Source organism: Acidiferrobacter sp. SPIII_3 (assembly GCF_003184265.1).
In the GTDB taxonomy this organism is placed as follows: Bacteria; Pseudomonadota; Gammaproteobacteria; order Acidiferrobacterales; family Acidiferrobacteraceae; genus Acidiferrobacter.
The window spans coordinates 1,581,917-1,601,176 of record NZ_CP027663.1; the positions used below are offsets into that span (position 1 = coordinate 1,581,917).

The 19,260-nt window shown below is 64.9% G+C and carries 14 protein-coding genes; 6 read left to right on the top strand and 8 right to left on the bottom strand.

Annotated features, from left to right (window positions below; genetic code table 11):
* The first annotated feature begins 10 nt into the window (after nucleotides 1-10).
* Together C4901_RS07910 and C4901_RS07915 are read left to right on the top strand one after the other, a co-directional pair.
* A complete protein-coding gene (locus C4901_RS07910) occupies nucleotides 11-484 on the top strand; it encodes an RNA pyrophosphohydrolase (RefSeq protein ID WP_110136865.1) in 474 nt (157 codons plus the stop codon).
* Entirely contained in the window at nucleotides 484-1,086 is a 603-nt protein-coding gene (locus C4901_RS07915; protein ID WP_110136866.1) for a hypothetical protein, read from the top strand. The genes C4901_RS07910 and C4901_RS07915 overlap by 1 nt, the downstream gene beginning before the upstream one ends.
* A 77-nt stretch (nucleotides 1,087-1,163) precedes the next feature.
* On the opposite strand, the gene C4901_RS07920 is transcribed toward C4901_RS07915, so the two are convergent.
* The 5 genes from C4901_RS07920 to C4901_RS07940 all read right to left on the bottom strand — a co-directional run bounded on the left by C4901_RS07920 (nucleotide 1,164) and on the right by C4901_RS07940 (nucleotide 10,767).
* Entirely contained in the window at nucleotides 1,164-1,439 is a 276-nt protein-coding gene (locus C4901_RS07920) for an N-(5'-phosphoribosyl)anthranilate isomerase (protein ID WP_110136867.1), read from the bottom strand.
* Nucleotides 1,440-1,941: 502 nt separating this feature from the next.
* On the bottom strand, nucleotides 1,942-5,043 hold the full coding sequence (locus C4901_RS07925) for an efflux RND transporter permease subunit (protein ID WP_110136868.1): 3,102 nt from the start codon (nucleotides 5,041-5,043) through the stop codon (nucleotides 1,942-1,944).
* Between the two features lie 3 nt (nucleotides 5,044-5,046).
* Complete coding sequence (locus C4901_RS07930; protein ID WP_110136869.1) at nucleotides 5,047-8,130, bottom strand: efflux RND transporter permease subunit; 3,084 nt, start codon at nucleotides 8,128-8,130, stop codon at nucleotides 5,047-5,049.
* Nucleotides 8,127-9,320 carry an efflux RND transporter periplasmic adaptor subunit gene (locus C4901_RS07935; protein ID WP_110136870.1) on the bottom strand — a complete coding sequence of 398 codons (1,194 nt, stop codon included), beginning with the start codon at nucleotides 9,318-9,320 and terminating at the stop codon, nucleotides 8,127-8,129. Before C4901_RS07935 ends, C4901_RS07930 begins: the two co-directional genes overlap by 4 nt.
* Before the next feature lies 1 nt (nucleotide 9,321).
* A complete protein-coding gene (locus C4901_RS07940; protein WP_110136871.1) occupies nucleotides 9,322-10,767 on the bottom strand; it encodes an efflux transporter outer membrane subunit in 1,446 nt (481 codons plus the stop codon).
* 707 nt (nucleotides 10,768-11,474) lie between these two features.
* Here C4901_RS07940 and C4901_RS07945 point away from each other — a divergent pair.
* From C4901_RS07945 to soxZ, 4 genes are all read left to right on the top strand, one after another.
* Nucleotides 11,475-13,802: a plasma-membrane proton-efflux P-type ATPase gene (locus C4901_RS07945; protein WP_110136872.1), complete on the top strand. Its 2,328-nt coding sequence runs from the start codon at nucleotides 11,475-11,477 to the stop codon at nucleotides 13,800-13,802.
* Nucleotides 13,803-14,379: 577 nt separating this feature from the next.
* Nucleotides 14,380-14,826, top strand: a complete 447-nt coding sequence (locus tag C4901_RS07950) for a universal stress protein (RefSeq protein WP_168185631.1) — start codon at nucleotides 14,380-14,382, stop codon at nucleotides 14,824-14,826.
* A gap of 582 nt (nucleotides 14,827-15,408) precedes the next feature.
* A complete protein-coding gene (locus C4901_RS07955; protein ID WP_168185632.1) occupies nucleotides 15,409-15,888 on the top strand; it encodes a thiosulfate oxidation carrier protein SoxY in 480 nt (159 codons plus the stop codon).
* 10 nt (nucleotides 15,889-15,898) lie between these two features.
* A complete protein-coding gene (gene soxZ / locus C4901_RS07960; RefSeq protein WP_168185633.1) occupies nucleotides 15,899-16,213 on the top strand; it encodes a thiosulfate oxidation carrier complex protein SoxZ in 315 nt (104 codons plus the stop codon).
* A 6-nt stretch (nucleotides 16,214-16,219) separates the two neighbouring features.
* On the opposite strand, the gene C4901_RS07965 is transcribed toward soxZ, so the two are convergent.
* The 3 genes from C4901_RS07965 to queF form a co-directional block, all read right to left on the bottom strand.
* Nucleotides 16,220-17,488, bottom strand: coding sequence for a bifunctional diguanylate cyclase/phosphodiesterase (locus C4901_RS07965; protein WP_110136876.1), 1,269 nt, complete (start codon nucleotides 17,486-17,488; stop codon nucleotides 16,220-16,222).
* A gap of 107 nt (nucleotides 17,489-17,595) precedes the next feature.
* Nucleotides 17,596-18,858: an FGGY-family carbohydrate kinase gene (locus tag C4901_RS07970; RefSeq protein ID WP_110136877.1), complete on the bottom strand. Its 1,263-nt coding sequence runs from the start codon at nucleotides 18,856-18,858 to the stop codon at nucleotides 17,596-17,598.
* Between the two features lie 2 nt (nucleotides 18,859-18,860).
* Nucleotides 18,861-19,244 (bottom strand): preQ(1) synthase, encoded by a 384-nt coding sequence (queF, locus tag C4901_RS07975; RefSeq protein WP_110136878.1) that lies wholly within the window; start codon nucleotides 19,242-19,244, stop codon nucleotides 18,861-18,863.
* Between the last annotated feature and the right edge of the window lie 16 nt (nucleotides 19,245-19,260).

A 19,260-nucleotide genomic window follows, 5' to 3' on the forward strand; every position in this document is an offset into this window, starting at 1 on the left:
CTTGTTGTATATGATAGATCGCGACGGATATCGTCCCAACGTTGGCATCATTCTGACGAACGCTGAGGACCAGGTGTTTTGGGCGCGCCGCTGCCGCTGCGATGGCTGGCAGTTCCCTCAGGGGGGCATACAGCGCAAAGAGAGCGCCGAGGAGGCCTTGTTTCGCGAACTCTACGAGGAGGTGGGGCTGGAGAGCGGGCAGGTCGAGATCCGCGGGCGCACGCGCGGCTGGTTGCGCTACGATCTGCCGCGGGCCTATCAGCGGCCCAGCGGGCCACGGCGGTTCCGCGGGCAGAAACAGGTGTGGTTTCTTCTGCGGTTCACCGGCCGCGAGGCCGATGTCAGGCTCGATCGCTCGGCGTCCCCGGAGTTCGATGCCTGGCGATGGGTGGAGTATTGGAGCCCGATCGACGCCATCGTGGCCTTCAAGCGCAAGGTGTATGAGAGCGCATTGACCGAGCTCGCTCCTTTGCTCAAGCGCTGATGGACCGATTACTCGCATGGTCGGACCGCGAAGTGTGGCTCGTCTTGGAGGGGCCGCCGGCGGTCTACTATCTGGTGGATCGCGCCGCCGGTGGTGTACTTATCAATGCCCCACCGTTTTGTCGCGCGACCTACGAGGGGCTTTGCCGGCATGCCGTGCCTCGCTATTTGTTCCTGCCGAGCCGCTTTGGGGCCCGCGATCTTGGCGCGTGGCGGGCAGCGGGCGTGCGCGTGCTCGTGTCCGCAGAAGAGGAGGGCGTGGCTGATGCCGACCTGCGGGTCGGTGGACAGCACAAGCTGACGCGCACCATCGACTTCGTGCCGCTCCCCGGCCGTACTCGCGGGACCTGCGGTCTGCGCCTGAAAAACCTGCCGGGGGCCTTGTTCGTCGGGCCGGCCCTGGCGGTCGGCGACTCGGGATGGCCGGAATTGATCCCAGGCCCCGACGACTATTCCTATGAAAGCCGCCTCATTGGGACGGTAGGGCTCGGGGGCCAGGCCTTCGACTACCTTTTTACGGACAGCTTCGTGCCGGGCCGTACACGCCCGGGGCCCGGGGCCGCCGACGCCCTGCGGACCCACATCGACCAACTCTTGACATAGTCCGCCGCGACCGCGGAGGGCGGCGGCAAGCGACGGCTCCCATCGGTAGTGTCTCAGTGTGAAATTAGCGGAGTAATTTAAAGGTCACCTTTATTGCAGATGATGATATATTGGCCACCCGTGCGTAGCAGGTGAAAATGGCGCTTTTTGACTTCCTTAAGTAACGCCTTATAACCCCCATTCTTGAGTACGTCAGCCTTCTGGCGCCTGACAACACCTCCCTTGTTGACTGCTCCTGCGCGGAAAATATTATTAATCCATTCGCTCATTTCTAAAATCCTTTCAGTTTGGGAGACGAGCAAGCTCTTCCAAAGACCAGACATGGCCGAACGGCTATCGTGCTTCGCCAGCATCTCTTGGGTTTGCTTGATCGGTTAAGTGTTCCCGGATTGTAGCGTGGGGTGACGTATACGGCATCAGCTGTCAAATTCAAACTGAGATACCACATCTGGCGAGCGCGCTGATGCGCCGGGTCCGGGCTGTGCAGCCTCACCACTCAGAAGGCGCCGCAATGCGTCGCAGTAACCGCATGGCGATTGGGGAGATGGTCCCCGGCCAGGCCCCATACGAAGGGGATTGTGCGCGGCCGGCAATGAGTAACGCAATCGCCCGGTGGGCGGTGATTCCGGCCTTTCCGGCTGCGACATCGCGGGCCGCATGGTCCAGTGGCGTGAGCACGGACACGGGGCTGCGCGCCTGGGCAAGATGCCGTAGCGGCGGCTCCAGAAGGCGCCTCATGCCGACTGATGATAGGGGTGGCCCGAGAGTGCTTCCCGGGGTGCCCGCGACAGGGGGTCCGCGATTCTTGGGAGGTGCGGTTGTCTGGGCGAGTACGCGATCCGCCCCGCCCGGTGGTCACGAGCGGAGGGGAGGCGGGATCTCACCGGATGGCACCGTGCGGCGGCGCGACCAGCGCCCCAGGGCCAGATATACGATGGGTGTCGTATAGAGCGTCAGGGCTTGCGAGACGATGAGGCCGCCGATGACGGTGATGCCGATCGGTTGGCGGAGGTGGTGACCGGTACCGAAGGCAAGGGCGAGCGGCACGGCGCCGAGGAGCGCGGCGAGGGTCGTCATCAGGATCGGCCGAAAGCGCTTGAGGCACGCGGCGCGGATCGCCTCCTCGCGACTCAAGCCCTGCGTGCGCTCGGCCTCGAGCGCGAAGTCCACCAGCATGATGCCGTTTTTCTTGACGATGCCCATGAGCAGAAAGATGCCGATGATGGCGATGACCGAGAGCGGCAGGCCCGTAAGTGCGAGCGCAAGCAGCGCGCCGGCACCCGCCGATGGGAGCGTGGAAAGGATCGTGAGCGGCTGGGAGAGGCTTTCATAGAGCACGCCGAGCACGATGTAGATCGTGGCCAGCGCCGCCAGGATCAGTAGCGGCTCGGCGGCGATCGACCGCAGAAAGAAGCGTGCATTCCCCCCGAAACGCATGCGCACCCCGGGGGGCAGGGCCATGCCCGCGATTGTCTTTTGGACCTCGTGGATGACCGAGCCCAGGACCGCGCCGTGCGCCAGGTTGAAGCTCACCGTCGCCGCCGGTAGCCCGTCGTAGTGGCGCACCGATAAGGGCACGGAGGTGCGCACGAAGTGCGCGACGGCGGTGAGCAGCACCGGGCCCGTGCGACCGGCCACATAGATGTGGTCGAGGCGGCTTGGGGACTGGCTTAGGGCATGGGGCACCGTGAGGACCACCTGATATTGGTTTTCGGCGTTATAGATACGCGCGATCTGGCGTTGCGCGTAGGCGTCGTTCAAGGCCGCGTCGATGGCGGCGATGGATACTCCCAAGCGCGCGGCGCGCTTGCGGTCGATGGCCACAGTGATCTCGGGTTCCGGCTTGTCCTGGTTCGAGGACGCGGCACGGATGCCGGGGAGCTTGGCGATGCGCCGATCGATCTGACTTGTGATCTCCCCCAGGGACTGAAGCGAGGGATCGAGGACCGTGAAATCGTATTGACCGTTGGTTGCTTGCCCCCCCACGAAGATGTCCTGCGCCACGAAGAGGTAGGTATGGATGCCGGTGATGCGCGCAAGCTGCGGGCGCAGATGCGCGAGGATGGCGCGTGCCGACAGCCGCCGATCATCGCGTGGCTTCAGGCCGATAAAGAGCTTGCCGCGATTGGGTGGCGTGAAGCCGTTGACGACGCCAATGCTCGAGCTTACGGTGGCTACGTCCGGGTCCTTTAGGATCACCGCGATCACGCGGCGCTGTAAGGTCTTCATGCGCGCAAACGAGACATCGGACCCGGCTACGGTATTGCCGATGACAAGCCCGGTATCTTCCTCGGGCAGAAAACCCTTGGGGATGCGCACATAGAGCATGACTGTCGCCACGACCGTGGCCACCATCAAGACCAGCATGAGCCGGCGATGACGCAGCGACCAATCGAGCGAGCGCTCATAGGCACCAAGCATGTGCTCATAGGCGCGCGCGAGGCGCGCCGATAGGGAGCGGGGATGGGGAGCGGCAACGCCGGGGCGCAGAAAATGGGCGCAGATCATGGGGGTCACGGTCAGCGATATGAGTGCCGATATGGCGATGGCAAGCGTCAGGGTCATGGCGAACTCATGAAACAGTTCCCCCACGATGCCCGGCATGAGGGTCAGCGGAATGAACACCGCGACCAGCGACAGGGTGATGGATATGACGGTGAAGCCGATCTGGCGCGAGCCACGTAGCGCCGCCTCCATGGGCGAGAGGCCGGATTCGTGGTAGCTCATGATGTTCTCGATCATGACGATCGCGTCGTCGACGACGAAGCCTACCGATATCGTGAGCGCCATGAGCGAGAAATTGTCCAGGGAGAATCCGAGTGCCCACATGGCCGCGAGGGTCCCGGCGATTGATAGGGGCACGGTCACGCCTGCGGCAATGGTCGGTGCCGCGCGTCTCATGAACGCCCATACCACCAAGAGTACGAGCGCCACGGTGATGAGCAACGTGATCTCGATATCGTTAACGCTGGCGCGTATCGTCGTGGTGCGGTCGGTCAGCACCCGCAAGTGTACGCCGGCTGGCAGCGCCCGGCGGATGTCGGGGAGCCGTTTTTTGAGGGCATCGACGGTGGCTATGACGTTGGCCTCGGGGGTCTTGGTGATGGTCACGAGCACCGCCGGCTTCGCACCGTCCCAGGCGGCCTGATGGGTGTCGGTGACGCCGGTGACGACCGACGCCACCTCGTCTAAGCGCACGATCCCCGGGCCGTTGGTTTTCAACACGATGCGCCGATACTGGCGGGCGGTATGCAGCTGGCCGTCGGCCGCGATCACCGAGTCGCTCTCGGGCCCGCGGAATTCCCCGAGCGGGCTCAGCAGGTTGGCGGCGCGTATCGCGTTATAGACGTCTTCGGCCGTAAGTCCGGCATGGGCAAGCGCCCGCGGGTGAATGTTGATACGTACGGCAGGGGATTGCGCGCCATTGATCTGCACGAGCGCGACTCCTGGCACCTGCGCGAGACGCTCGGCTAAGGTGGTGTCGGCGGCGTCATACACGGTCCCCGGGCGTTGCGTGCGCGAGGTCAAGGCCATGGTCAGGATCGGCCGCGAGGCGGGATTGAATTCCTTGTAGTAGGGGCGGCTCGGGAGATTTGCCGGGAGATCCGGCAACGCGGCATTGATGCCCGCCTGGATGGCGGCGGCATCCCGGGCGGCACCTCCGACGCGCGAGAACAACAAGACCACGTTGCTTGCGCCAAGCGAGTTGAACGACATGATCTGGTAGAGGCCGGGGATCTTCCCCAGCTGTCGCTCGAGCGGCGCGGCCACCGTGCTCGCCATGGTCTTCGGGCTCGCGCCCGGCTCATGCGCCAACACCACGAACGCCGGCAGCGGGATATTCGGGACCGCGGCCACAGGCAGCAGCCGATCGCTGAAGATCCCCGCGACCAGGATGCCCAGGGCGATGAGCATCGTGCCGATCGGTCGCTTGATGAAGGGCGCGGAGAGATTCATCCGCTAATCGCCGAGCGCGGGCGCGGCCCCAAGCCAGCCAGGCCTGCGCAGGCGGTCCAGGGCGAGGTAGATCACGGGCGTCGTAAAGAGCGTCAGGAATTGACTCAAAAGCAGGCCGCCTATGATGGTGATGCCAAGCGGGCCGCGTAGCTCGGCGCCGGCGCCACCCTCGAGAACCAGGGGCACGGCCCCCAAGAGCGCGGCGAGTGTGGTCATGACGATCGGCCGAAAGCGCAGCACCGAGGCCTCGACTATGGCGTCTTCGGGAGTGGCGCCGCGACGCTGCGCCTCGATCGCGAAGTCCACCATCATGATGCCGTTTTTCTTGACGATACCCATGAGCAGAACGATGCCCACGAGCGCTACGATGGTGAACTCGGTGTGGGTGAGAAACAGTGCGGCGAGTGCGCCGATACCGGCCGAGGGCAGGGTCGACAGTATGGTCAGCGGATGGATCGCGCTTTCATAGAGGATGCCGAGCACGATATAGATCACGATAAGGGTCGCTACAATAAGCCAGGGCTCGCGCGCGAGCGCGGTATGAAAGCGCGCCGCCGCCCCCGAATAACTGCCGGTCACGGTGGCGGGTTTATGGAGGCTTCGTTCGGCGCGCGTGATCGAACGCTCCGCGGCGTCAAGCGTGACGCCGGGCGCGAGATTGAAGCCAATGATCACCGCCGGGATCTGGTTTTCCTGTTCGATGGCAAGGGGTGCGCGGCGGCGGCTTATGCGCGCGACCTCGTCGAGCGGGATTTCGGCATTGCCGGTCCCGGGCAGGTACAGGGATCCGAGCGCCGCCGGGCTTTGGCGAAAGCGCCGGGCGACACCCAGCACCACGCGATACTGATCGTTCTGGGTGTAGATGGTCGAGACCTGGCGCTCGCCATAGGCGTCGTAGAGGATGTTGGCGACGGTTTGCATGGTGACGCCGAGGGCCGCGGCGCGCGTTCTCATGAACTGCACATAGGTCTCGGGGGCGACGTTGTCGCCGCTCGCCACCACATCGCGCAGTCGTGGGTCGTGCCGCAGGGCATGCGCCAGCGCCCCGGTAAACCGTTCGAGGGTCGCCCTGTCGGTATCGGAGAGGGTGTACTGATAATCGGTGGGCGAGGGACGTGAGGAGAGGGTGATGTCTTGCACCGCGCGCGTGTCCACGCGCAGCCCCGGGATCGTATACAGGGTGCGCCGCAAGGCCGCCTCCACGGTCGGCAGGGCGGGGCGCGCGCCGATCGGTTTCAGGATGACGGTTAGCTGGCCGCTATTGGGGGTGGGGTTGGTGAGTCCGGTGCCGATGTACGACGTAACACCGGCGACCGCCGGATTGCGGCGGATGTGGGCCACGGCCTTGGCCTGCAGGGCGGCGAAGGCGGCAAGGGAGATGTTTCCGCGGGCGCGCGTCGCGACGGCGATTTCGCTCGTATCCTGCGCCGGCAGCAGCCCCTTGGGGATGGCCAGAAAGAGCGCCAGGGTGCCGGCCAGTGTCGCGCCAAACACTGCCAATACGAGTGTTCGGTGGCGGAGCACGGAGAGGAGCGCGGACCGGTAGCGCTCGCGCAGTGTAAGCCAGAGACGATCGACGGCGCCGGCGAGCGCCGAGCGTCGCACCGTGGTCGGTTGCAGGAGGTGGGCGCACATCATGGGCGTAAGGGTGAGGGATATCACGGCCGACATCGCCACCGCCACCGCGAGCGTCATCGAGAATTCACGAAACAGGCGGCCCACGAGGCCCGGCATGAACAATAGCGGGATGAAGACGGCAATGAGCGAGATGGTCAGGGACACGATCGTAAAGCCGATCTGACGGGCCCCCTCCAGGGCCGCCGTCAAGGGGCGGCTCCCGGTTTCGAGAAAGCGCACGATGTTCTCGATCATGACGATGGCGTCATCGACCACGAACCCGGAGGCCACCGTGAGCGCCATGAGCGAGAGATTGTCGAGACTGAAGTCGAGGGCGTGCATGACGGCAAAGGTGCCCACCAAAGACAGCGGCAGGGCGACCGCCGGTATCAGGGCGGCACGCCATGTGGGCAAAAATACGAAAATGACCAGCACCACCAACGCGATTGCGGTGAGGAGGGTCAGTTCGACGTCGGCGACCGAGGCCTTGATGGTCGCCGTGCGGTTGGCGACGATGGCGAGCCTGGTGGCAGTCGGCAGGGTCTTGGATAGGCCCTTGAGCGCCGTCTTGACGCGCGCCACGGTGTGCACGATGTTGGCGCCCGGCTCTCGGTCTATCGATAAAAGCACCGCGGGCGTCCCATTGAAGGTCGTGGCGACCGCGGGATTTTCGAGGCCGGGCGCGACCGAGCCCACATCTCCTATGGTGACCGGCGCGCCGCCGACCGAGGCAATGACGATATGGCGAAAGCCGCGAATCGTGCGCACCTGATCGGTCGCGCCCACCGCGAACGCCTGACGGCGCCCCTCGAAGCCCCCTTTGGGGCCGTTTTGATTGGCGCTGGCGATGGCCGTGCGCACGGTCTCGAGCGACAGGCCATAGGCCGCGAGCCGGGCCGGATCGATATGGATGCGCACCGCCCTTTTCATGCCCCCCTGGACACGCACGCGCCCGACACCCGAGACCTCGCTCAACCGCGGCGTGATGAGCGTGTTGGCGATGTTGGCAAGTGCGTACAGGGGCACGGTGCGCGAGGTGAGCGCGAGCACCAGGACCGGGCTGTCCGCGGGGTTGATCTCCGAGTAGACCGGCGGGTAGGGGATGTTCGGCGGCAGGGTGGCGGCCGCGGCGTCGATCGCCGCCTGTACGGCCTGGGCGGCGGTGGTGAGTGACTCATGGAGCGTGAATCGCAGGGTGATGGCGCTGGTCCCATACGAGCTTACGGAACTCATGTCGGCCAATCCGGCGATGTCGCCGAATTGATGTTGGAGGGGGGCCGTGATGAGGCGCGATACGGTATCGGCATTGGCACCCGGCAGGCGGGTTGTGACCAGGATCGTGGGAAAGGCCACGGACGGCAGGGACGCGACCGGCAGGGCGCGGTACCCGAGGATGCCGGCAAGCAGGAGCGCGACGGCAAGAAGCGTGGTCGCGATCGGGCGTGTGATAAACGGCCGCGAGATGTTCACGCGCGGCCCGTCGTGTGCCGTTTGGGCAGGATGCGAATCCGTGCCCCGGGATGCAGGCGGGAGCCGCCGAGCACCACGACGCGCATGCCCGCGCGCAATCCGGAGCGAATGACCGTCAGGCGTTGATCGGCAAAGCCCAGACGTACCGGTATGTCGGTGACGTGCGGCACCGCCTTGCCAGCGGACTTGCCAGCGGACTTGATGGGCCTGGCCGGGGACGACTTACCGGTATGCACGGCGTATACGAACGGGCCCTCGGGGCCTTGGCGCACCGCCACCGAGGGGACGACAAGCGCGTGGCGCTCGGTGCGGACCTTCAATCGCACATTGACGAAGGCCCCGGGCCACAGGGCTAAAGAGGGGTTTTTGAAGCGCGCCTTCAAGGTCAAAGTGCCGGTGGATTGATTGATGACGTTATCGAGGACCGTCAATACGCCGTGTGCCAGCACCGCGCGCCGCCCGCCCTGGCGCGCGTAGGCGGTCACGTTCAGGGCGTGCGCATGCAGGGCGTGCTTGACCTCGGGCAGGGTTTGCTGGGGGAGACTGAATAGGACATAGATCGGCTGGATGGTGGTGATAGTGACGATGCCGCCCGGAGTATTGGGACTTACGATATTGCCGGCATTGACGGCCAGGATGCCGGTGCGTCCGGTGATCGGCGCGGTGATGCGCGTGTAACCGAGGTTCGTGCGCGCGGTGGTCACCAGCGCATCATCTTGCGCCACGATCGCACGATCCTCGGCGACCGTGGCCTTTTGCTCCGCGACGATCTCGGCGGAGATGTAGTGATGGGCGATGAGCAGTTGGTAGCGCTTCAGGGTGTCGCGCGCGACCGCCAGCAGCGCCCGGTCCTGGGCGCGCTTGGCGAGCGCCTGGGCAAGCGCCGCCTGATAGGGACGCGGGTCGATGCGCGCCAGTAGCGCGCCGCGCTGCACGACGCTCCCCTGGCGGAAATCGACGGCGGTCATGGGGCCTGTGATCATTGGTGCCACGGTCACCGTGCGGTAGGCCTGGACCAGCCCGAGGGCGTGCAGGGTGATCGGGATATCGGCGTATTCGGCGCGCGCTACACGTACCGGGACCGGTGGCGGCGTGGGGCGGTGTTTTTTGGGTTGATAGACGAGGCGCACGATAACGAGCGCACCCAAGGCGATTACCAGCACAAGGCTCAGGCGTTTACCGCGGGACATGTCAGTTTCCTATCGGGTGGGCGGGCCGGCGCAGGCGCCAGCCCCCGCCCAGGGCTTGATAGAGGTGGATGGCGGCGTCCAGACGTGTCAGTTGCGCCTGGGTATAGGCATTTTCGTCACCGAGCAGTGTCTCCTCGGCGGTGAGCACCGCGCTGACATCGACGATGCCGGCCTTGAGCTGCGCGCGTACCGCCGCCAGCGCGCGGCGCGCCTCATGCACGGCCTGCGCCTGGCGGCGTTCCTGGATGGTGGCGTAGTGCAGGGCGGTGAGCGATTGCTCGACGTCGGTGAAGGCGCCCACCACGGTCTGTTCATAGCTCGCCACGTCTTCGCGGTAGACGGCGCGCGATACCGCAAGATCGCCCATCAGGCGGCCACCCTCGAAGAGCGGTTGGCTGATCGATGTGGCGGCATTCAGCAGCAGCGATCCGGGCGACAGCAGGGTATCGAGCGCCGCACTGCTCGTGGTGGCCGACCCGGTCAGTGTAATGGACGGAAAGAAGCTTGCGATCGCGGCCCGGACATTGGCGTTGGCGGCTATGAGGATAGCCTCGGCCTGTGCCACGTCGGGACGCCGGCGCAGGAGACGCGAGGGCAGTCCCGGCATGACCGGCGGCACCCGGAGCGCGCCGATATGTTCACGGGGTACGGCAAGCTGCTCGGGTGGTTTACCGACCAGGATGCCAAGCCCGAGGGTCTCCTGGCGCAGCTGCGAACGCAGGACCGGGATGTTGGCGCGCTCGGAGGCCACGAGCGCCGCTTGCTGGGCGACCGTGACGGCATCGACCGTGCCGGCCGCGAACTCGGTCTGGAGCTGCTTCAAGAGGCGGTTGGCGGCGCCGAGATTACGCAGCCCTATGGTAAGCGCCGCGCGATCGGCGAGGATCTGAAACCAGGTGGTGGCGACCGCGGTGACCTCGGTCAAGGCCACGGTGTCGCGATTGAAGCGCGAGGCCGCCGCATCCGCTAGCGCCGCGCGCAGGGCGTCACGGTTTTCGCCCCACAGGTCGACGAGATAAGAGGCCTGCACCGAGGCACCATAGAAGGGGCTTGGGTTATGTACGCCGATGGATGTGATCCTGGCATGCGGCGCGCGTTGCCATTGGGCATTGCCGCTTGCGCTCACGCTCGGCAAAAGCGGTGCCCCGGCGATCTCAACCTGGGCATTGGCGGCCTCGAGCTGGGCGGCGGCTATGCGGATGCTGAAGTTGTGCTGCTCCGCCGCTTGTATGAGGCGATCGAGCGGCGGGGAGCGGAAACCGCGCCACCAGGTCTTGCCGGGCCAACGGGGCTTGGCATCCTGCGGGGCGCTTGTAAAGCGTGTCGGCATCGCCGACTGCGGCGCATGGAAGCGCGGCCCCACGGCGCAGCCCGAGAGCAGCGCGAGCGCGAGTAACGACATTCGCCACGAGGCGTTGAGCCAGCCAAAACCGGTGCGGACGGCCATCTTAGTGCACTGCGAAGGGCATGGCGGCGGCCGTATCCCGATGGTGGCGTTGCGAGGGCGCGGGCCCCTTGATCCGAGATGTCTTCACCGGGACGTCACTTTACAGGGTGCGGCGCCTTTTGCTAAGCCCTATTTTCGTGAGGAATCGTTATCCAAAGGCCGGCCGCTACCGATACGGCGCGTGCTGTCGGTGGCGACGAGGTCGGGATGGGGTGGACACGCCCTCCATCCCTTCGCGATCGCGAGGGGTTGCGCTCCCTCCGTCGCATCGCCCCAAGCACCGGGATGTCGCTCGGCCTCGGGGCAAGCCCCGCGCGCCGGCTCGGCTTGCTGCGCGCCACAAGCCCATAGTACGTCCCTGCGGGACCTCTTTTCACCCCAGACGGCAAGGCCGCCGGCAGTTGTTGAAGGTTTCGCGGGGTCGGGTGCCGCTGCCTGATTCTGCCAGAAGACCGGACTCTTATGAAGGCCGGCGATCCCTCTTTGCCGTGGGACCGTGTAGGCGTGCAGCGCAGCCTGATCACAAGCGGTCAGGCGACGGTGGTCTCCGGAAGCGGTGGCGGACTTGACGAAGGTCGTAATGCCCCGACGCGCGCCTGGGCAGAATGCCAATACCCGCCGGATCGGCGTGACCACGCGCGTGAAGAATGGAATGGCGACGATGGGCGGCGACTTCTTCGGGCACCGTTGTGCGAACAGGGGGGGGTATGCCTACCGATAAAGGTCTGAGCGAGGCGGAGGCGCAACGGCGCCTTCAACAGTACGGGCCAAATGCCATTATCGAAAAACCGCAGAGGACCTGGTGGCTCTTCTTGCGGAAGTTCTGGGACCCGGTGCCGTGGATGCTGGAGATCACCTGGATTCTCGAGATGGTTCTCGGCAAGTGGGTGGAAGCGGCGATTATCGCCGCGCTACTCATTTTCAATGCGGTCCTGGGTTTTCGCCAGGAGCATAAAGCCCAGACGGCCCTGGATGCCCTGAGAAAGCGCCTACATATTACGGCGCGAGTATTTCGCGACGGGCAATGGCGCAGCATTCCGGCCCGCGACCTCGTGCCGGGGGATGTCGCGCACGTCCGCGTCGGCGACATAGTGCCCGCGGATATGACCCTGACGGAAGGGGCGATTCTGGTGGATCAATCGGCGCTCACGGGTGAATCCATGCCTGTCGATCGGGGCGCCTCATCCGCGGTCTACTCGGCCTCGATCGTCCGCCGTGGCGAGGCCAGTGGAACCATCACTGCAACGGGGACGCGGAGCTATTTTGGCAAGACCGCCGAGTTGGTACGCACGGCGGGGTCCAAGAGCCATCTCGAAGGACTCGTGTTGGCCATAGTCCGGTATCTCGTCTTCATGGATGGGTTTCTGGTCGTAGCCATCGTGATCTATGCCGCCGCCATCCGTATGCCGCTTGCGGAGATCCTTCCGTTTGCCCTTATCCTCTTTGTGGCCTCGGTACCGGTCGCCCTCCCGGCCACATTTACGCTCGCCACTGCCATGGCCTCCCTGGGTCTCGCGCAACGGGGCGTGCTGGTCACGCGCCTTGCCGCGATCGAGGAGGCCGCGGCCATGAGCGATCTGTGCAGTGATAAAACCGGGACCTTGACGCAGAACAGGCTCAGTCTGGCGGCGACCAAACCCATGGGCGATGCCACCACCGTCGAGCTCTTGTCGATGGCGGCCGCGGCCAGTGACGAGGCGACGCAAGATCCCATCGACCTTACGCTATTGGCCGCGGCCCGCGAGCAGGGCGTGACGATACCGCAGCGGGTCGGTTTTACGCCCTTCGATCCCGCCACGAAACGTTCCGAGGCCGCGTTACGAATCGAGGGGGCGCTCTGGGCGGCGATGAAAGGGGCGCCGCAGATCATCGCCGCGCTGACCAAGACGGAGGGTTGGGAACAGGGGGCTCAAGGGCTCGCGGCGCAGGGCGCGCGGGTCCTGGCGGTGGCGGCCGGTCCGGTCGGGACACCGCGCTTTTTGGGTCTCGTCGCGCTTGCCGACCCCATCCGTCCGGATGCGCGGCAGGCCCTGGGGACCTTGCAGGATTTGGGGGTGCGTGTGCGGATGGTGACCGGAGATAATGTAATCACCGCAAAGACAGTCGCCACAACCTTGGGTTTGACGGGCGCCGTGTGTGACCGTGCCGATAGGGGCGGGGATTGTGCCGTCTACGCCGGGGTGTTTCCGGAGGACAAGTTCCATCTGGTGCAAAGGCTGCAGCAGCAACAGAAGATCGTCGGCATGACCGGGGACGGCGTGAACGATGCGCCGGCCCTGAAGCAGGCCGAGGTGGGGATCGCGGTGGAGAGCGCCACCGATGTCGCCAAGGCGGCCGCGAGTCTCGTATTGACGAACCCGGGGCTCTCCGGGGTGGGCGACGCGGTCGAGACCGGTCGGCGCGTCTATCAGCGGCTTTTGACCTACACCTTGAACAAGATCGTAAAGACCTTTCAGGTCGCGCTGTTTCTAAGTCTCGGGCTGCTCGTATTCCACAGCTTTGTCATCACCCCGATTCTCGTTCTTTTGCTGCTCTTTGCCAATGATTTCGTCACGATGTCGCTGGCTCGTGATCATGTACGGCCCTCACCGACGCCCGATCGCTGGGATGTCCATGCGCTGATATTCGCGGCGCTCGTGGTGGCCGTGGCATGGACCGCCTACATTTTCGCGGTTTACGTGATCGGGCGCGCGATCGGCCTGCCCATGCACGCCCGACAAACCCTGGATTTCCTGGGGCTCGTATTCTCCGGCCTTGCAAATGTCCTGCTGGTGCGCGAACGGGGTCATATTTGGCATTCCCGTCCGGGTGTATTGCTGCTATGGGCGATTAGCGCCGACATCGTCGTGGTCACCCTGCTCGCGCACTACGGTCTTCTGATGGCGCGCATCCCCGTGATCATGACAATCCGGCTGCTGGGGGCCACTGTGCTCTATACGCTGGTTCTGGATCAGCTCAAGGTGCCACTGCTGCGGCATCTCAAAAAAGGGGCGGCGAACGGGCCCGGGACGATAGCGGGCACAAGCGCATCGTAGCCTTAAGGGTGCACGACGGGGCGGGACGCCTGGTGTTTGGCGCGGCTGTGCGACCTCAAGGGAGGCGGTATGGGCTGGGCAGGCGCCCTCCGGTACCGACTCGCAGGACCGGCGCGCCATTAACGGAGCGGCGACGGGTGGAGACATCGCGGGCGCGCCGTAAGCGGGTGCGCGTGTCGATGATCGCCAAGGGACGGATTCCACATACCTATATAAGAAATAAGGTCATGGGATAGATAAAGATCAAACTGGGCCAGGGACCGACTCGTATCATGAGAGTCGTTCGAAAGTGGCGCGGCGGGGATACACGGCGACGCGTGACGGCCTCCGGGCACGTGGATTGGGCCCGGAGGCCGTCCTAGCCGCACACGAGGCGACGAAGGGTTTCGAACGGGCTATGGGTGAGGGGCGCCGTGGTGGGCGACTGCGGGGGCGCAGAGGATGCGGTTCCCGTGCCTTTCGTATCGTTGGAGCGAGGGATGTGCGGCAGCAGGATATGGGAGGGGCGCGGAGGGGCGATCGAGACGCGCCGCACGTTTCCCCAGAGCGCGTCACGTGACGATAGCGAGGAATCGACGTGTACAAGAAGATCTTGGTAGGGGTTGACGGCAGCAACACCTCGACATTGGCGCTTCAGGAGGCGATCAAAGTGGCCAAGGAACAGGCCGGGCGTTTGCGGCTGGTGCATGTGATCGATATGTTTCCGTTTGCGACGGCGGATACCGGGGTGATAGGGGATGCGCAGCTTGAGGAGGTGCTGTTCAAAGCGGGGCAGACCATCATCGACGGGGCGCGGGACGAGGCCCACAAAGCGGGCCTTCAGGTCGAGACGGCGTTGCCTCAGAACCTGACACAGCCGATCGGCATGGTGATCGAGGAGGAGGCCAAGCAATGGGGGGCCGACTTGATCGTGGTAGGGACCCATGGGCGTCGCGGCATCCAGCATTTTGTGTTGGGGAGCGTGGCCGAGCGGGTGGCGCGTGCCGCGACTCGCCCGGTCCTTCTGGTGCCGAGCCGACGTTAAGGTCTTTAAATTGGCGGGGCGCGAGGCAGGAATACCGACAAGCCGCCCTCGGTCTACCCTTCTGCGCGATGGCGGCGCCGTGATGGCACGCCATCTCCCCGGCAGCCGCCGAAGGTCAGGACGCCGCTCGTGCTCGGGATCCGACCCGATGTCCGCCTTAGCCTGTCGCGGGGCGCGTGAAGGGCGCGGACGGTGCGCCCCCGGATCTCGTCCGTCCCGGTTCGGGCCGGGCCGGTAACGGGCACCCATGCAAGCCGAGGCAAACCGTTGCGGGCGGAATCGCCTACGTGTTGGGCGGGCGCGCTACGATCCGCGGCTACCGGGGCCCCTCATCAGGCGCGGTACCACCATGGGCGCCCGGGGACACCGGGCGGATGTCCGGGTAGGTCGGGGGCGCCTGCCCTACCACAAACCCGGCAAGCTCGAACCCCCGAGGCTACCCCGGTACCCGCCCCGCGGCCTCACCAGGGTATTCCGGGGGATGCATGACCCGGCGGAATAATTTGCGGATGGCCCACGTCCCTTCCCCCGGGGAGGAATAGCCCTCTCACACGTCCTTTTGAGCAAGCGGAGACAAACTCAGTGAACCTTCCACGCAGAACCTTCTTGAAGCAGGCGTTCTCGGGTTCGGCCCTGGCGGTGGCGGCAGGTGCCGGCCTGCTACGCCCGGCCGAGGCCCTGGCCCGTACCTGGCCGGTCTGGCCGCAGGCGGTCTTTCATGAAAAGAAGATCCCGGTGCTCTTGCATGAGCTTTTTGGCCACCGGCCGATCGTGCAGGGCGGCCTGCACCTGCATGCGCCGCTCGAGGCCGAAAACGGCGCGGTGGTGCCGATGGTCATAGAAAGCCATGTGCCACACCCCGAAAAGCTCGTGTTGACGGTCGACAAGAACCCCTTCCCGCTGGTCACGATCGTGCACCTGACCCCCGGGGCCCTGGGCTTTTTCAATGTCCGCATCAAGATGGGCAAGACCTCGATGGTCCATGCCTATGTGGCGACCAAAGACAAGGTCCATACCATGGCCCGCAAGGTCAAGGTCACGATCGGCGGCTGTGGAGGCTAACGGAGGATTTATGCATATCGCCACCAAGATGAAGACGCGCACCATGCATGGCATCACCGAGGTCCTGGTGCTGGTCAACCATCCCATGGACACCGGCCTTGTGCGCAGCAAGGTCACCCACAAGATCATCCCGGCCCATTTCATCAAGACCCTGACCGTCGCCGTCAACCACAAGCCCGCGGTCATCACCGACATGAGCATCGCCATCTCCAAGGACCCGCTCATCGCCGTGAAGCTCACCCACGCGAAAAAGGGCGATCTCGTCACCGTCGACTGGATCGATAACGAGGGCATGACCGGGCACGCCCAGACCCATGTGAGTTAGGGTCGATCAGGACTGGCGGGCGGCAAGAGTCGGCTGCCCGCTGGCCCGTCCATAGAGAAAGCCTTGGGCCCAGTCGATGCCGAGGTCCTTGATGATGGCGGCGGTCTCGGCGGTCTCCACGCCCTCGGCGAGCGTCGTGATCTTCAATTCCTCGGCGATGCGCTGGATGCCTTGAATAATCGCGCGGACGGTCGGTTCGTGGATACGGCTTACGAGACTCCCTTCGAGCTTTAGAAACGAGAACGGCAGGTCGGCTAGGTATTGAAACGAGGAATAGCCACGCCCAAAGTCGTCGAGAGCGAGCTTCAGGCCGGCGTTGACGAAGGCCATGAGCAGGTCGCGGACATTGCGGCTGTCTGCGAATAGCTCACGCTCGGTCAGCTCAAGGACCAGTGTCCCATGGGTGTCTCCCGGGTCCTGGCAGGCATCGCAATATTTGCCGATGAGCCCAAGGAGGTCTTGAACCACCTCGGGATGGCGTAGCAGGTCGGCCGAGATGTTTACGAAGTGCACGAGCGGCGCCTTGTCGCGCAGCGATGCCATGCATCGTTCCAGGGTCGCGCGGATGACGCTCTGGTCGATCTTGTAGGTGAGCTGGAGGTGCTGGGAGACTTCGATGAACTCCTCAGCGGCAAGCACCCGTCCATTGGGAAGGAGCATGCGCGCCAGCGCCTCTTCCGCCACGACCTGGCCGCTATGCAGATCGACGATGGGCTGGTAGGCGGCGACAACGCGTTGTTCGTGAAGGGCCGCCTCGAGGGCGGCGCCCATGCCGAGCAGGCGCTTTTGCACAGTGGTGGCGCGCACTGCGCGGTTGCGTCCCGAGTCCTTGGCATGATAGAGCGCGGCCTCGACCGCGTTCAAAAGATCCGCGGGGCCGCCGCCGTCTTCGGGAAAGCTTGCCACGCCAAAACTCGCCGTGATGTGGATGCGGCTCGTCTTGGACAGGATCACGAGCCGCTCGATGCGTTGGCGCAGACGCTCGACGAGCAGGTCGACGTTGTGGGTGTCGTTGATCACGCACAAGAACTCCGGGCCGCCCCAGCGGCCGACGGTGGCATCCGCCCCGAGGACTTCGCGCAGGACTTCCGCCATCTGGCGCAGCACCCGGTCAGCGAACTCGCGCCCTAGGCTGTAATTTATCAGCTTGAACCGGTCGATATCGCACAAGATGACGCCAAAGCGTTTTCCGAGCTCCATGCGCGTCGCTACCGTTTGTTGTAGCGCGGCTCGACTCGGGACGCTTATAGAATCGCCCAGATCGGACATCGACATGATGCAGTCCCCTTCAGCACAAAAAATCACCGACGTTTTTACGAGATTCAGTATACGTTAATGCATGAATCGGTGTCTGTCCAAGAGAAAATGCAGCACCATCCTTTCTAGTGTCGTGTCATCCAGCCCGAGCGCGCCAGATGTGCCGCGCCAAGCGCCGCCGGGCGGTCGGTGATCGTGCTCACGGGGACGCCCAGCACCCGTTCCCGGATCATGCGCCACGCGGTATTACCCGCGCCGCCGCCGGTGGTCACGACACGCTGCAGTCGGGGGGCGCCGTGCGCGGTCAGGAGCGCGTAGCCGCGCGCCTCGATGGCGGAGAGCCCCTCGAGGAGACCCTGGACGAATAACCGGTCGTCCGCCGGCCGCGGAGCGAGTCTGGGCGCAAGCTGTGGATCATTTATCGGGAAGCGTTCACCGGGTTTCAATAGCGGGTAATAATGGAGCCCGGTGTCGGAGACCAGCGGGAGTTCGGCGGACAGGCGCAGGAGTGCCGCCCTGTCGAAATAATGGGCAAGCACCGCGGCGCCGCTATTCGAGGCCCCGCCCACGAGCCATGTAGCAGCTAGGCGGTGACTGTAGATGCCCGACTCCGGGACCAGTACCGGCTGCGGACTCTGGATCTTCAAGACCAGGGTCGATCCGAGCGAACTGACACCAGAGCCCCGGGGCAATGGCCCGAGTGCCAGGAATGCGGCGGTGCTATCGGTGGTCCCGGCGACGATGAGCGGCGGTGCACGCAGGCCAAGGCGGCGGGTGAGATCACAACGCAGGGGGCCCAGGGGCGTGCCCGCTGGCGCTACGCGCGGGAGGTAGGCGCTTGCGGGTGCGCGCAGGAGTGCCCCGGACCACTGGCCGTCGAAGCCGAGCTTCAAGGCGTTATGCTCGTCCAAGACCCGGTGGCATCGGGCCAGCATACCGGTGAGCCACGGCCCTTGGGCGGTCAGAACCGCGGGTGTCTGCGGGTAATGCCGGATAAGCCACAAAAGCTTGGCGGGTCCCCCGTAGGGCCCCGAGGCGGGCCCTGTCGTGAGGCCTGCCGCCGCCAGGGCCTCGGCCTCGGCGCGTGCCCGGCCGTCATCGTAGGCAAGCACCGGCGTGAGTGGGCGCCCGGTGGAGGGGTGGCAGAGGAACACGGTCCCGGAGGTGCCATCGACGGCTATGGCGGCGATCTCGGCTGACGGCCGACCACGGCGTATGAGGGTGATGAGTTGCAGGGCGTGGCGTAACCAGGCCGCCGGATTCCAGGATTGGCCGCGCGGCCAGGCGCGCGTGACGACGACGCGCCGCCGCCCGGTTTCGTCAAGTGCGCCGACGCGGATCCCCGAGGTGCCGAGGTCGACACCCAGAAATAATCGTTCCCGGGCCATTCTCAAAGACCGTGTTCAGGCAGTCCGGACGGTCGTTGGCCATGGTGCGCGATGACGTGGGTGTAGAGGCCGCCACGGACGTTGAATCGGGCCGTGAGCACCATATAGCGGGGTGCCGTGGCCGCCACCAGATCATTCAAGATGCGGTTGGTCACGGCCTCGTGGAACGCCCCCTCGTTGCGGTACGACCAGACGTAGAGCTTCAGGGACTTGAGCTCGAGGCACGCGTGATCCGGTACATAGACGAGATCGAGTTCGGCGAAGTCCGGCTGGCCGGTTTTAGGGCAGAGACAGGTGAATTCCGGGATGCGGATATGGATCTGATAGTCGCGTTCCGGATGCGGGTTGGGGAAGGTCTCGAGTCGCTTGGTCGGTTCGGTAGGCATTTCCGTCTCTAGTGTG

What these genes read in the sequence shown, in the direction of transcription:
- C4901_RS07910 (WP_110136865.1), top strand. Translation starts at nt 11, where the DNA reads ATGATAGATCGCGACGGATATCGTCCCAACGTTGGCATCATTCTGACG.
- C4901_RS07915 (WP_110136866.1), top strand. Translation starts at nt 484, where the DNA reads ATGGACCGATTACTCGCATGGTCGGACCGCGAAGTGTGGCTCGTCTTG.
- C4901_RS07920 (WP_110136867.1), bottom strand. Translation starts at nt 1,439, where the DNA reads ATGCTGGCGAAGCACGATAGCCGTTCGGCCATGTCTGGTCTTTGGAAG.
- C4901_RS07925 (WP_110136868.1), bottom strand. Translation starts at nt 5,043, where the DNA reads ATGAATCTCTCCGCGCCCTTCATCAAGCGACCGATCGGCACGATGCTC.
- C4901_RS07935 (WP_110136870.1), bottom strand. Translation starts at nt 9,320, where the DNA reads ATGTCCCGCGGTAAACGCCTGAGCCTTGTGCTGGTAATCGCCTTGGGT.
- C4901_RS07940 (WP_110136871.1), bottom strand. Translation starts at nt 10,767, where the DNA reads ATGGCCGTCCGCACCGGTTTTGGCTGGCTCAACGCCTCGTGGCGAATG.
- C4901_RS07945 (WP_110136872.1), top strand. Translation starts at nt 11,475, where the DNA reads ATGCCTACCGATAAAGGTCTGAGCGAGGCGGAGGCGCAACGGCGCCTT.
- soxZ (WP_168185633.1), top strand. Translation starts at nt 15,899, where the DNA reads ATGCATATCGCCACCAAGATGAAGACGCGCACCATGCATGGCATCACC.
- C4901_RS07965 (WP_110136876.1), bottom strand. Translation starts at nt 17,488, where the DNA reads ATGTCGATGTCCGATCTGGGCGATTCTATAAGCGTCCCGAGTCGAGCC.
- C4901_RS07970 (WP_110136877.1), bottom strand. Translation starts at nt 18,858, where the DNA reads ATGGCCCGGGAACGATTATTTCTGGGTGTCGACCTCGGCACCTCGGGG.
- queF (WP_110136878.1), bottom strand. Translation starts at nt 19,244, where the DNA reads ATGCCTACCGAACCGACCAAGCGACTCGAGACCTTCCCCAACCCGCAT.